Here is a 13,663-nt window from a genome sequence, read left to right as displayed (position 1 = left end):
AGCTTCTCCTAACGATCCACGTCACCGCCAAGGACCGGCGGTGCAGGGGGCAGCGGATCCTCCGCCGCACCGTTCGGCTCCTTCCCCCGGCGTTTAGCCTGTCCCCAGAGAACGACGGCGAGTCCGGCGATAATGACCGCCAGCCCAAGATATGTCCCGCCGGGCAGTTCCTCGCCAAGGAAGACCGCTGCCAGGATGGCCGCACCCGGGATCTCAAGCAGGATGATCATGGACACCACGAGTGGACTGATCACTGCCAGGAGATGGTTGAACACGGTGTGCCCCAGAAGCTGCGCCATCACTGTGACCGCCAGGATCCCGAGCCAGGCACCAGGCTCGAAGCCGATGATCGGCTGCCGGAAGACGGCGCACATGAGTGCGAGTATGACCGCGCAAGCCCCGTAGCAGAGGGTCGTGTAGGTTCCGGTGGTCATGGTTTGGCGAGCCCTGCCGCCGGCAATCGTGTACAGGCCGGCCAGCGCACCTCCGGCCAGCGCCAGGGCGTCCCCGAGAAGTGCCTGCGGCGAGAGTGCCACGTCAAAACCCGTGATCACGACGACGCCGGCGAAGGCAGCCAGGAGGCCAGCCAGTGTCGCTGGAGCGATCCGGATCCCGCGGAACACCCCAAAGAGGGCAATCCAGCCCGCCTGGAGGCATACCAGTGCGGTCGCGACAGCGACGGACGTCAGCTGGAGCGCGGTGATGAAGCAGGCAAAATGCAGTGCCAGGGCCAAAGCTGCAAGCGCGGTCCAGCGCAGGTCGCTTTTGGTGAGGCGCCGGAAGTCAGCCGGTCTCCGCAGCGCTGCCGGCGCGCCCATGATCAGTGCGCCCAGCGCATTGCGCCAAAAAGCGATCGCCAGTGCAGGGGCAGCAGTGGCAGCCATGATGGGCCCGGAAGCCGAGACACCCAGTACGCCGACGAGGGCGAGGAAAAAGGTCACTCAATGAGATTAGGGCCTGCTCCCGGCGCCCGCTGCCGGCCGCGCCGGAGCATGGTGGTCCATGGCGGATGAGACCATGCGCGTTAACGCAGAAAGTCCCGGCCGCAGTGGCCGGGACTTTCTTTCGGTGGAGGCACGGGGACTCGAACCCCGAACCCCCTGCTTGCAAAGCAGGTGCGCTACCAATTGCGCCATGCCCCCGAATTGGAACTGCTCCAGTATATCCCACCCTGGCGGGTGTTCAAACCAAGCCGGTTCCTGCGGAGCTACTCAACCTTATCGGTTGAAGCCTTCCAGTCGGATTTCTCCGAAGCAGTTTCCTGCCATTTCTTGAAGGCGAAGACGCCTGCTGCCGTTACTGCCGCGAGTGCGAACAACTTCTTCACAGTGTCTCCTTGCCGTTGTGGTCAACCACTTTCGTGGTCTTCCGTGGGCGTACCAGGACTTGAACCTGGGACCTCTTCGTTATCAGCGAAGCGCTCTAACCGCCTGAGCTATACGCCCCGATACCTCACCGGGCCGAGATAAGACTCTACCGTACCCTCGACCCGTTCCCCAAATCCGGATCCCAATGTTCCGGCGCGGACCTGGAGTCCGCGCCGGAACACCGGCGGAATTAGTCGTCCGTGAGGGTGACGCCGATGCCGCCCACCAAGGTGGAGGCAATGTTGTACAGGACCGCTGAAAGCATGGAAAGCGCCGTCAGCAGGAGCACATTGACCACCGCGATGATGGTCGCAAAGGAGACTACCTGGCCCAGCGAGGCGAACTCGCGGAGGTCGAAGCCGCCGGATTCGGACCCTGCGATCTCGCCCAGGAGCCGGTTCACCTGGTCGAAGATTCCGGTGAGGTCCAAAACGGTCCACAGCACGATGGCCGCGACAACAGTCACCACGCCCAGGGCCACGGACAGGAGGAAGGACATCTTCAGAACCGACCACGGATCGATCTTGCTTACGAGCAGCCGGGCCTTGCGGGCCTTGGCCTTGGGTGCCGGCTTGACCAGTGGCTGCCGGTTGCCTGACGCGCTCTGACCCGTACCAGGCCGCTGGGCGGGCCGGGCCGGGGTCTTTACCCGCGGACCGCCGCCGGACCTGGCGTTAGAGTTGGTCGAGCTCACTCGGTACCTCCATCTTCAGCAGACTGCGCGTCGCGCCCAGCCGTTTCATCTGTAGACAACGGTACTTCATCCACAGACACCTCCACAGACTCGGCATTCTCATCGCCGTCCACCTCTTCGACCGCCAAGTCGCGTTCGGAGTTGCGGGCTACCGCAATGATCCGGTCGTTCTTGTCCGGTTTGGCGAAGATGACTCCCATGGTGTCCCTGCCCTTGGCCGGAACGCCGGAAACAGCCGAGCGGACAACCTTGCCGCCCTGCATGACCACCAGGACTTCGTCCTCTTCCTGGACGACCATGGCGCCGACCAGATGGCCGCGCTCCTCGTTGTATTTGCCGACCTTGATCCCGAGCCCGCCGCGGCCCTGGACCCGGTATTCGTCTACCGATGTCCGCTTGGCATAGCCGCCCTCGGTCACGATGAAGACGAAGGAGTCCTCGGTGACGACGTCGGCAGCCAGCAGCTCATCATCCTCACGGAACTTCATGCCCGTGACGCCGGAGGTTGCCCGGCTCAGCGGCCGAAGCGCTTCGTCGGAAGCAGTGAACCTCAGCGACTGTCCCATGCGGGAGACCAGCATCAGGTCATCTGTTTCGCTCACGAGCTGGGCCGAGACCAGTTCATCGCCTTCACGCAGGTTGATCGCGATAATGCCGGCGGAACGGTTGGTGTCGTAGTCCTGCAGGCGGGTTTTCTTCACCAGCCCGCGCTTGGTCGCAAGGACGAGGTACGGAGCGACGTCGTAGTCGGACAGGTCCAGTACCTGGGCAATATGCTCTCCCGGCTGGAAGGCCAGCAGGTTGGCCACATGCTGGCCCTTGGCATCCCGTCCGGCCTCGGCCAGTTCGTACGCCTTGGCCCGGTAAACCCGGCCCAGGTTGGTAAAGAACAGCAGCCAGTGGTGCGTGGTGGTGACGAAGAAGTGTTCGACGACGTCGTCCCCGCGCAGCTGGGCTCCGCGGATTCCCTTGCCGCCGCGGTGCTGGGCACGGTAGTTGTCGCTGCGGGTGCGCTTCACGTAGCCGCCGCGGGTAATGGTGACCACCATTTCCTCTTCGGGAATGAGGTCTTCCATGCTCATGTCGCCGTCGTAGCCCATCAGGATCTTGGTGCGGCGGTCATCACCGTGCTTGGCAACGATTTCGGCCAGTTCTTCGCTGACGATCTGCCGCTGGCGTTCATCCGATGCGAGAATCGCGTTGTATTCGGCAATTTCCAGTTCCAGCTTGGCGTGCTGGTCCTGGATTTTCTGCCGTTCCAGTGCTGCCAGGCGGCGCAGCTGCATATCCAGGATGGCCTGTGACTGCAGTTCATCGATGTCCAGCAGCTGCATCAGTCCGGTCCGGGCTTCCTCCACGGTGGAGGAGCGGCGGATCAGGGCGATGACGTCGTCGAGCGCGTCGAGTGCCTTGAGCAGGCCGCGCAGGATGTGCGCAACTTCCTCGGCCTTGCGCAGCCGGTAGCGCGTACGCCGGACGATAACTTCCATCTGGTGGGTGACCCAGTGACGGATGAAAGCGTCCAGGCTCAGCGTCCGCGGCACGCCGTCGACGATTGCGAGCATGTTCGCGCCGAAGTTTTCCTGCAGCTGGGTGTGCTTGTACAGGTTGTTCAGTACGACCTTCGCGACGGCGTCGCGCTTGAGCACAATCACCAGGCGCTGGCCCGTGCGGCCTGAGGTCTCATCGCGCATGTCGGCGATGCCGGTGATCTTTCCGTCCTTGACCAGCTCGGCAATTTTGATGGCCAGGTTGTCCGGGTTGGCCATGTACGGCAGCTCGGTGACAACCAGGCAGGTGCGTCCCTGCAGTTCCTCGACGTTGACCACGGCCCGCATGGTGATGGAGCCGCGGCCGGTCCGGTAAGCGTCTTCGATGCCCTTGTGCCCAAGAATCGTCGCACCGGTGGGGAAGTCAGGTCCCTTCACCCGCTTGATCAGCTCTTCGAGGAGTTCCTCGTTGCTGGCTTCCGGGTGCTCCAGGTACCACTGCACACCGTCGGCAACTTCGCGCAGGTTGTGCGGCGGGATGTTCGTGGCCATGCCGACGGCGATGCCCGAGGATCCATTGACCAGGAGGTTCGGGAACCGGGCCGGCAGGATGGTGGGTTCCTGGTTACGGCCGTCGTAGTTGTCCATGAAGTCGACGGTTTCCTCGTCGATGTCACGGACCATTTCCATCGCCAGCGGCGCCATCTTGGTCTCGGTGTAACGCGGGGCGGCAGCGCCGTCGTTTCCGGGCGAACCGAAGTTGCCCTGGCCGAGCGCCAGCGGGGCACGCATGACCCAGTCCTGGATGAGGCGGACCAGCGCATCGTAGATCGCGGAGTCGCCGTGGGGGTGGTACTGGCCCATGACTTCGCCGACCACGCGCGCACACTTGTTGAACGAACGGTCCGGCCGGTAGCCGCCGTCGTACATCGCGTAAATGACGCGGCGGTGCACAGGCTTCAGGCCGTCACGCACATCGGGGAGGGCACGTCCAACGATGACTGCCATGGCGTAGTCGAGGTAGGAACGCTGCATTTCCGTCTGCAGGTCGATCTGCTCGACGCGGTCGGAGAGGACGTTCCCGCTCAGGGGCTCGAGTTCGCCGCCGGGGACCTCCGGGGTCTCATCACTCATTAATTCTGTTCCGTTCTAAGTTCAAGTCCGTGTACGTTTCCCGGGGTGTTTGCACGACCACCGGCGACCCTGTCCTGCGGCGGCGCGAAGCCGCCGGCAGTATCAGATGTCGAGGAAACGCACGTCCTTGGCATTCTGCTGGATGAAATTGCGGCGGGATTCGACGTCCTCACCCATAAGCACCGAGAAGATCTGGTCCGCCGAGGCGGCATCGTCCATGGTTACCTGGAGGAGAGTGCGGTGGTCCGGGTCCATGGTGGTGTCCCAGAGTTCGGTGTAGTCCATTTCGCCAAGGCCCTTGTAGCGCTGGATTCCGTTGTCCTTGGGCAGTCGCTGGTTGTTGGCCAGCCCGCGGGCCACGGTTTCGTCGCGTTCGCGGTCGCTGTAGACGTAGTCGTGCGGGTGGTTGGACCACTTGATCCGGTACAGCGGGGGCTGCGCCAGGTACACGTAGCCCTGCTCGATCAGCGGACGCATGTAGCGGAAGAGGAGCGTCAGCAGCAGCGTGGTGATGTGCTGGCCGTCAACGTCGGCATCGGCCATCAGCACAATCTTGTGGTACCGCGCCTTTTCGACGTCGAAATCCTCACCGATGCCGGCGCCGAAGGCCGTAATCATGGACTGGACTTCGGCGTTGCCAAGGGCGCGGTCCAGGCGGGCGCGCTCCACATTCAGGATCTTGCCGCGCAGCGGCAGGATGGCCTGGGTTTCGGGGTTGCGTCCGCGGACGGCGGAGCCGCCTGCAGAGTCACCCTCCACAATGTAGATTTCCGACCGCGAGGGATCCTTGGAGGAGCAGTCCTTGAGCTTGCCCGGCATGCCGCCGGACTCCAGCAGGCCCTTGCGGCGGGTGGATTCGCGGGCCTTGCGGGCTGCAAGCCGCGCCTGGGAGGCCTGGATCGATTTGCGGATCACATCACGGGCAGGGCCGGGGTTGCGTTCCAGCCAGTCGCCGAGCTGGTCCGTGACAACACGCTGGACAAAGCCCTTGACCTCGGAGTTGCCGAGCTTGGTCTTCGTCTGGCCTTCGAACTGCGGTTCGGCGATCTTCACGGAAATGACGGCGGTCAGGCCTTCACGGATGTCGTCACCGGTGAGGTTGTCATCCTTTTCCTTGATGATGTTCTTCTCGCGTGCGTACCGGTTGATCAGCGAGGTCATGGCGGCACGGAAGCCTTCTTCGTGGGTGCCGCCCTCATGCGTGTTGATCGTGTTCGCGTAGGTGTGGACGCTCTCCGAGTACGCGGTGGTCCACTGCAGGGCCATTTCCACGGCCATCTTCTTGTCATTGTCTTCGGTCTCGAAGGCAATGATGTCGTCGTGGATGACCTCGACCTTTTTGGAGCTGTTCAGGTGGTGGACATAGTCCAGCAGGCCGTTGGCATACATGTAGTCAACGGTGCGGTGCTTGGGTGCGCTCTCTTCGGTCTCGGCGCCGTCCTCCGCGATCTCCTCAGCGGATTCGTCCAGGGTGCGTTCGTCCGTCAGGACGATGCGCAGTCCCTTGTTGAGGAAGGCCATCTGCTGGAAGCGTGCGCGCAGTGTCTCGAAATCGAATTCCGTGGTCTCGAAGATCTCAGGATCCGGGTAGAACGTCTGCGTGGTACCGGTTTCTTCGGTCTCTTCGCCCTTGCGCAGGCTCCCGACCGGGACGCCGCCGTTTTCGAAGGTCTGGCGCCAGACAAAGCCCTGCCGCTTCACTTCGGTTTCCACCCGGGCGGAAAGGGCATTCACTACGGAAATGCCCACGCCGTGGAGGCCGCCCGAAACGGCGTAGCCGCCGCCGCCGAACTTGCCGCCGGCGTGCAGGATGGTCATGACCACCTGGACGGTGGGCATGTTCTCGGTCGGGTGCATGTCCACGGGGATGCCGCGGCCGTTATCCGAGACGCGGACACCGCCGTCGGCCTGGAGCGTTATATCGATGCGGTCGCAGTAGCCGGCCAGCGCTTCATCAACGGAGTTGTCCACCACTTCATAGACCAGGTGGTGCAGCCCGCGCGGGCCGGTAGAGCCGATGTACATGCCCGGACGCTTGCGGACGGCTTCAAGGCCTTCCAGGACAGTGATCTCATTGGCGCCGTATTCGTGGGGCGCCTGAGCGTCGTTGTGATCCTCCGGGGCGGGCTCCGTGTTGTCTAGCTCATTGTCGTTAGCCACAGGTGCTGTCGACTCCTCTTGTGTCGGTCAGAATTTGGCACCCTGACCAGCGGAGAGGGCACCTCTCCTAGCAATTCTACCGTGCTGAGGGTACCTTTGCTGGCCAAAACACCCCTTAGGAGGCCACTAAAGCGGGTTCCACGCGCTTTTCCGGGCCCCAGACGAGGCCGGATACGTCCGATGGGGTTTTCAGCCGTCTATGGCGGGTGCAGCGGGTGTGAACGCGAGCACAGAAACCAGCATTTTTCAACAACTTTTTTCCGGCCGCGCGTGCTTTATCCGTAGGTGTCCCGCGGTCCCCTGCCCTTGACGCTCCGCAGTCCCTTCCGCCAGTTGGGTGCTGCCGGGCCAACGACTTCGATCCGGGTGACGACGCCGGGACCCAGTTCCGCTTCGAAACGGGCAATCAGCGTCTCCCGAAGCAGCCGCAGCTGCGTGGCCCAGGCAGTGGAATCGCAGCGGACCTGGACGGTGGTGTCCGAGAAGGACTCCGGTTTGCAGTGCGCACTAACGTCCGGGCCTACCAGCTCCTCCCAGCGGGAAATTACGGAACCGACGGCCACCGGAGAATTCCAGCCCCGTTCGTTGACGAACCGGTTGAAGACTTTGCCCAGGCCTTGAGGGTCGCGCCCGGTGTATTCGCCCGGAACAAAAGGGGTTTGCCGGCGCTGTCCCTGTTTGCGCCGGCTCGCCGGAACGCGCTGGTTGCCGCGCGCCTGCGCAGCCTGGCGCATCCGATTCAGCTGTTCCCGGGCAGCATCGGGGCGGTCGTCCCCTCCGTCCGGCCCGGCATGCTCCGGAGAATTAGCCGGCGGCAGCACTGACGCCTCCAGGGATAACCGGAATCTGCCGGCCGGAGAGGGCAGCCGGAATGTCTTCGCCCACGGCAGCCGTCACCAGCACCTGCTCGGCGCCGGAAACTATGGCTGCCAGGCGCTGGCGCCGGCCGGCATCGAGTTCGGCAAAGACATCGTCCAGGATCAGGATCGGGCCGCTGCCGGGAGCATCGTCGTCGTCCCGCAGCAGGTAGTAGGATGCCAGCCGCATGGCCAGCGCGAGGGACCAGGTTTCTCCATGCGAGGCATAGCCTTTGGCGGGCGCCGGCCCCAGCAGCAGTTCAACTTCATCCCTGTGCGGACCGACCAGGGAAATTCCGCGGTCCACTTCGCGCTTGCGGTTGGCGGCGAAGGCCTGCAGGAACCGCTCCTGCAGTTCCTCCTGTCCCAGTCCCAGCAGTTCTGCAGAATCTGCAGGTCCCTCAGCGGCGCCGTCGTCCTCTACCTGTCCCAGCAAAGTTGACCGGTACACGCCCCTGGCGGCTTTCGAGCCGTCGGTCAGGTCTGCGTAGGCGCCGGCAAGGTGCGGGCTCAGCCGGTCCAGAGCCTGCAGCCGGGCCGCAAGGAGCTGTGCTCCGGCAGCGGCCATGTGGTGATCCCAGACGTCCAGGGTTGCTTCATGCGCAGAGGTGAAACGCCCGCTCATCCGGGCCGACTTCAACAGTGCATTGCGCTGTTTGAGCACGCGTTCGTAGTCGGCGCGGGTCGCGGCATGCCGGGGAACGAGGGAAACGATCATGTCATCGAGGAACCTGCGGCGGGCGGAGGGATCCCCTTTGACCAAGGCCAGGTCTTCAGGGGCGAAGAGCACCGTGCGGCAAATGCCGAGAATATCGCGGGCCCTTACGGGATTGGCGCGGTTGATCCGTGCACGGTTGGCCCGGCCGGGATTGATTTCCACTTCCAGCGCCGTGGCCTGGGACCCGCGCACAATCCGTGCCCGAACCAGGGCCTGGTCGGCGTCGAACGCCACGAGCGGAGCATCGGAACTGACCCGGTGTGAGGACAGGGACGCGAGATACCCAATCGATTCCACAATGTTGGTTTTGCCTGTGCCGTTGGGGCCGACAAAGACGCTGACTCCGGGCTCCAGACTCAGGTCAAGCTGCCCGTAGCTGCGGAAACCCGTCAGCGAAAGGTAATCAACGTACACGCTGGGCCACCTGGTCTATCCGTCCTGTCCGTCTTCCTCAATGCCATCACTGCCGGCCCTGAAGCCAGGCATCCGTCCTGAACAGCCTACCGCCGGCTACTCCGGCGTCCCGGCATCGCGGATGGCCTGTTCCGCTGCGCTCAGCGGAACCCCTCCCCGTCCCGGATCCTGTTCCTGCCGGGCCGTTTTCACTGCGTGGCCGCCGAATTGTCCGCGCAGGGCGGCAACCAGCTTCATGGCAGGAGAATCGTCCTGCCTGGAGGCGAACCGGGCAAAGACAGCCGACGCGATGGCAGGAGCCGGAATTTCAGCGGCCATTGCTTCCTCCACTGTCCACCGTCCCTCCCCGGAATCCTCAACGAATCCCGCTACTCTCTCCAGTCCCGGATCCTCCTCCAGGGCCCGGACCGCCAGTTCCAACAGCCAGGAACGGATGACGGTTCCGCTTTGCCAGGCCCGCAGGATCCCTGGAACGTCGTCGATGATCTCCTGGGCCGCTAGGAGCTCATACCCTTCGGCATAGGCCTGCATCAGGCCGTATTCGATCCCGTTGTGCACCATTTTGGCGTAGTGTCCGGCTCCGGTTCCGCCGGCGTGGACGAAGCTGTCCGCCCGGTGGCCGGAAGGACGCAGCGCGTCAAAAAGCGGCAACGCCCGGTCAACATCAGCGGCGGAACCGCCGACCATGAGGCCGTATCCCTTTTCGAGGCCCCAGATTCCGCCTGACACGCCGCAGTCGAGGTAACGGATGCCCTTTCGCGCCAGAAGTTCGGAATGGCGCAGGTCATCAGAAAAGCGGGAGTTGCCGCCGTCGATGACCAGATCCCCGCCGTCGAGCACTTCGGCGAGGTCGCTGATGACCGCTGCCGTGGTGGCCCCGCTGGGAACCATGACCCATACGATCCTGGGTGCAGGCAGTTCAGCAGCGAGTTCGGCAAGGGATCCGGCATCGCTGATTACGGGGTTCTTGTCGAACCCTGTCACCTGGATGCCGTTGTTCCTCAGCCGCTCGCGCATGCTGTAGCCCATCTTCCCCAGTCCAATGAGGCCAATGTGCATGTCGGTTCCTCTCTGCTGTCCACGAAGGTGGGCGGAAAGGCTCCCGAACTGCTCCGGTGGAAGCCTTACTGGTTAGGCAGCCGGACTGGCATCAGAAGGTACCGGTAATCCTCTTGGTCGTCACCGGTGAGTTCTTCCTGGGCGGAGATCACAGCAGGCTTCGGCGGGGTGGTGAAGGAGAAACGGACGTACTTGCTCGGGAAGGCGCCAAGGCCTTCGCTGAGGTAGTGCGGGTTGAAGGCGACTGTGATCTCGTCACCAATCAGTGAAGCTTCAAGTGCCTCGGATGCCTGGGCGTCCTCTCCCGTGCCGGCATCGAGGGTCACCTGGCCGTCAGTGAAGGCCAGCCGCACCGGAGTGTTCCGTTCGGCAACGAGCGACACACGCCGCACCGCTTCAACCAGAGCGGATGTTTCCACGGTGGCGTGAATCGGGGTGTTGTCCGGGAAAAGGGAACGGATCTTCGGGTAGTCGCCGTCGACCAGCAGCGAGGTGGTGCGCCGGCCGCCGCTTTCGAAGCCGATCAGCTCGCTTTCCTCGGAAAGTGCAATGTTCAGGGCGCCTCCGCCGCCGAGGGTCTTGGCAACTTCGTTGAGGGTCTTCGCCTTGACCAGAGCACTCGTTGAGATGCCGGGGGTTGCAGGCTTCCAGGGAAGCTCCCGCAGTGCCAGCCGGTAACGGTCAGTCGCAAGGAAGGTAATCAGGTCGTCTTCGATCTCCATGCGGACGCCCGTAAGGATCGGCAGGGTGTCATCGCGGCTCGCGGCAATGATGACCTGGGAGACGGCCTGGGCGAACGCGTCTCCGTCGACGACGCCGCTGACATCGGGCAGCGCCGGGAGTTCCGGGTATTCCGAGACCGGCATGGTGGCCAGGTTGAAGCGGCTGTTGCGGCAGGTGAGAGTCACCTTCGACCCGTCGGTTTCGACGTCGACCGGAGCGGAAGGCAAGCTGCGGCAGATCTCGGCAAGGAGCCGTCCCGAGACAAGGATCGTGCCCTCTTCGGAGATGTCAGCAGGAATCTGCAGGCGTGCGGAGATCTCGTAGTCGAAGCTCGCGATGCTCAACGAACCTGACTCGGCCTTGATCAGCAGGCCGGAAAGGACAGGAACCGGCGGGCGGGGTGAGAGGGACCGTGCCGTCCAGGTAACCGCCTCGGCCAGGACATCCCGCTCAACTCTGAACTTCACTGCAGGGTGCCGCCTTTCACAACGTACTTATCAGTACTACTGAACTTTCATGAACGTGAGGGAGCATTGCGTGCGGCTGGGCCGCGCGGCTGTCCGCCTGGGAATCACCACAATACCCTGTGCCAGCTTACCTTCAGCGGTGCTTGGCTGCATGGGCCGCAAGAAGGGCATCCGGGAGTGATTGTGCTGTTGCCCAATGGGCACCTGCCAGGTTGAAAGAAGGGCTCTTTGGAACATCGGATGTCTGGGCTGGAAGGTCAGATGTTATTTGGTGGAACCCAAATTCTTAAGATTCGTAGTGTTAATAACCCTTGTGGATACTGTGGATAACTCGCTCTGCCGGGCCGGGTTGGCGGATTAAGGCTGTTGATAACTTGTGGACAGTCAGCCTACGCGCTGATGGACCCTGTTGGGAACTTTTTGACAGTTCCGCGTATCCACAGGCTGAACGCCCTAACGACGAGTTGTCCACCGAGTTATCCACACCCTTGTCCACACTTGTTAATTTCGAGCCCCTTCGGGGCCCTTACATCCGCGGAGGGACGGGGTTTTCTAGGCTTCACGCTGCTGCTGCTTGATGCGGTTTGTCAGTTCGGTGACCTGGTTATAGATGGCCCGGCGTTCCGCCATGAGTTCGCGGATCTTCCGGTCGGCGTGGATCACGGTGGTGTGGTCCCTGCCGCCGAGCTCCTGGCCGATCTTCGGAAGGGACATGTCGGTGAGTTCACGGCAGAGGTACATGGCGATCTGCCTGGCGGTCACCAGCGTCCGGGTCCGCGACTTGCTGCACAGTTCCTCGAGGCTGATCTGGAAGTAGGCCGCTGTCTGTCCGAGGATCGACGCTGCCGTGATTTCCTGGGCACCGTCATCGGTGATCAGGTCCTTCAGCACGATTTCGGCCAGGCCGACGTCGACCTGCTGGCGGTTCAGGCTCGCAAAGGCGGTAACCCGGATGAGGGCACCCTCCAGTTCCCGGATGTTCGTGGAGATCTTCGAAGCGATGTATTCGAGGACGTCGTCCGGGGCGCTGAGCGAATCCCCGATGGCCTTCTTGCGGAGGATCGCAATGCGCGTTTCCAGTTCCGGCGGCTGGACGTCGGTGAGCAGGCCCCACTCAAAGCGGGAGCGCATCCGCTCTTCAAATCCCGAGAGCTGCTTCGGGGGCAGGTCAGAGGTGATCACAACCTGCTTGTTGTGGTTGTGCAGCGCATTGAAGGTATGGAAGAACTCCTCCTGCGTGGCGTCCTTATTGGCCAGGAACTGGATGTCATCGATCAGCAGGATGTCCACGTTCCGGTACAGCTGCTTAAAGCTGGCGCCTTCGTCGTAGCGGATCGAGTTGATGAAGTCGTTGGTGAATTCCTCGGAGTTCACGTAGCGCACGCGGATGCCGGTGTAGAGGTGCCGGGCATAGTGGCCGATGGCGTGCAGCAGGTGGGTCTTGCCCAGTCCGGAGTCCCCGTAGATGAACAGGGGGTTATAGGCCTTCGCCGGAGCTTCAGCCACGGCTACTGCTGCCGCGTGGGCAAACCGGTTCGATGAGCCGATGACGAAAGTCTCAAAGACGTACTTCGGATTCAGCCGGCCGAATTCCTGTGATGTGCTGGGCGGCGTCGGGGACGGAGCACTCTCTCCTGTAGGTACCGGAGACGGGGCAGGCTCTTCGGGTTCGGGTTCCGGCTCGGCCTGGGCAACCGGCGTCAGATCCGCATCAATGACGAATGCGCATTGGATATCTGCCTGGAAAACCGTCTTGAGTACTTCATCCAGGATGTTCTTGAGCTGCGTCTGCAGTACTTCCCGGGTGAGTTCGTTGGGAACAGCGACCAGCAGAGTGGTTCCAATCAGTCCCTGCGCCTGTGCCAGGACCACGAAACCGCGCTGACGGGGAGAGACCCTGTCGTCGGTCTCCAGGGTTCGGATGACCTTGCGCCAGGAGCTGCCGACATCGTTGATTTCGTCCGTACCCACAAAAACCTCTCGTGACGCCGCATGGCGATCTAAGAAACCGGAAACCAGGCCTGGATTCCGGAGGATCATCCACAGAGTTATGCACACCCGTGGATAAAACACCCAGCGCCAAGCCTAGATCATCATTTCGGCTCTCGGTAGCTGGATTCCTGCGCCCCCGTGCCACTTGGGACATCACTCACAATGCCACGGCAGGACCGCGGCCAGGGCAGTTGTCCACAGGTGTGGGCAGTTCTGTACAAACAGGCCGTGGAAGCCCGGTTTGACTGGATTCAGGGTCTCACCTAACGTTGAGTAGTCCTTTGTGTCTGCTATCTGCACTCATTCATGCCCATCAGGGTTCTGGGAATCAGGGTCCAGGTCCGGGTTGAGCGTAGTCAGTCACATGAAAACTTAGCGCCGCTTGTGCTTCCCCCTTGATGCAGCAGGCGCAGCGCATATTGTCTTGGAGTAACCACCGTGAGCAAGCGGACTTTTCAGCCGAATAACCGCCGTCGTGCCAAGAAGCACGGCTTCCGCCTTCGCATGCGCACCCGTGCCGGCCGTGCCATTCTTTCTGCACGCCGTGGCAAGGGCCGTACCGAACTGTCGGCGTAAAACAGCCTTAGG

At 62.6% G+C, this 13,663-nt stretch carries 11 protein-coding genes and 2 tRNA genes; 1 reads left to right on the top strand and 12 read right to left on the bottom strand.

The window, feature by feature from the left end; translation table 11 throughout:
- Window positions 1-8: 8 nt before the first annotated feature.
- The 12 genes from LOC59_RS14195 to dnaA all read right to left on the bottom strand — a co-directional run bounded on the left by LOC59_RS14195 (window position 9) and on the right by dnaA (window position 13,054).
- Entirely contained in the window at window positions 9-941 is a 933-nt protein-coding gene (locus LOC59_RS14195) for a DMT family transporter (RefSeq protein ID WP_227915896.1), read from the bottom strand.
- A 128-nt stretch (window positions 942-1,069) separates the two neighbouring features.
- Window positions 1,070-1,142, bottom strand: a tRNA-Ala gene (locus tag LOC59_RS14190).
- Between the two features lie 65 nt (window positions 1,143-1,207).
- The gene (locus tag LOC59_RS14185; RefSeq protein WP_227896430.1) at window positions 1,208-1,327 is read right to left on the bottom strand and encodes a DLW-39 family protein; all 120 of its coding nucleotides are present in this window, start codon (window positions 1,325-1,327) and stop codon (window positions 1,208-1,210) included.
- Window positions 1,328-1,371: 44 nt separating this feature from the next.
- A tRNA-Ile gene (locus LOC59_RS14180) sits at window positions 1,372-1,445 on the bottom strand.
- 112 nt (window positions 1,446-1,557) lie between these two features.
- A complete protein-coding gene (locus tag LOC59_RS14175) occupies window positions 1,558-2,061 on the bottom strand; it encodes a DUF3566 domain-containing protein (protein ID WP_227915898.1) in 504 nt (167 codons plus the stop codon).
- Window positions 2,058-4,685 (bottom strand): DNA gyrase subunit A, encoded by a 2,628-nt coding sequence (gene gyrA / locus LOC59_RS14170; RefSeq protein WP_227896428.1) that lies wholly within the window; start codon window positions 4,683-4,685, stop codon window positions 2,058-2,060. Before gyrA ends, LOC59_RS14175 begins: the two co-directional genes overlap by 4 nt.
- Window positions 4,686-4,787: 102 nt before the next feature.
- Window positions 4,788-6,845, bottom strand: a complete 2,058-nt coding sequence (gene gyrB, locus LOC59_RS14165; protein WP_227896427.1) for a DNA topoisomerase (ATP-hydrolyzing) subunit B — start codon at window positions 6,843-6,845, stop codon at window positions 4,788-4,790.
- 275 nt (window positions 6,846-7,120) lie between these two features.
- Window positions 7,121-7,666, bottom strand: coding sequence for a DUF721 domain-containing protein (locus tag LOC59_RS14160; RefSeq protein WP_229972702.1), 546 nt, complete (start codon window positions 7,664-7,666; stop codon window positions 7,121-7,123).
- A complete protein-coding gene (recF, locus tag LOC59_RS14155) occupies window positions 7,650-8,834 on the bottom strand; it encodes a DNA replication/repair protein RecF (protein ID WP_227896425.1) in 1,185 nt (394 codons plus the stop codon). The genes LOC59_RS14160 and recF overlap by 17 nt, the downstream gene beginning before the upstream one ends.
- 96 nt (window positions 8,835-8,930) lie before the next feature.
- Window positions 8,931-9,893, bottom strand: coding sequence for a phosphogluconate dehydrogenase (NAD(+)-dependent, decarboxylating) (gene gnd / locus LOC59_RS14150; protein ID WP_229972700.1), 963 nt, complete (start codon window positions 9,891-9,893; stop codon window positions 8,931-8,933).
- A 65-nt stretch (window positions 9,894-9,958) separates the two neighbouring features.
- Entirely contained in the window at window positions 9,959-11,083 is a 1,125-nt protein-coding gene (gene dnaN, locus LOC59_RS14145; protein WP_229972698.1) for a DNA polymerase III subunit beta, read from the bottom strand.
- A gap of 552 nt (window positions 11,084-11,635) precedes the next feature.
- On the bottom strand, window positions 11,636-13,054 hold the full coding sequence (gene dnaA / locus LOC59_RS14140; RefSeq protein WP_227896423.1) for a chromosomal replication initiator protein DnaA: 1,419 nt from the start codon (window positions 13,052-13,054) through the stop codon (window positions 11,636-11,638).
- A gap of 459 nt (window positions 13,055-13,513) precedes the next feature.
- Between dnaA and rpmH the strand changes: the two genes are divergently transcribed.
- Window positions 13,514-13,651 carry a 50S ribosomal protein L34 gene (gene rpmH / locus LOC59_RS14135; RefSeq protein WP_022892375.1) on the top strand — a complete coding sequence of 46 codons (138 nt, stop codon included), beginning with the start codon at window positions 13,514-13,516 and terminating at the stop codon, window positions 13,649-13,651.
- The last annotated feature ends 12 nt before the right edge of the window (window positions 13,652-13,663 follow it).

Source organism: Arthrobacter sp. zg-Y916, assembly GCF_020907385.1.
Lineage (GTDB): Bacteria > Actinomycetota > Actinomycetes > Actinomycetales > Micrococcaceae > Arthrobacter_B > Arthrobacter_B caoxuetaonis.
Note: the sequence above shows the minus strand (reverse complement) of the source record. Positions and strands in the feature narration are given on the sequence as shown.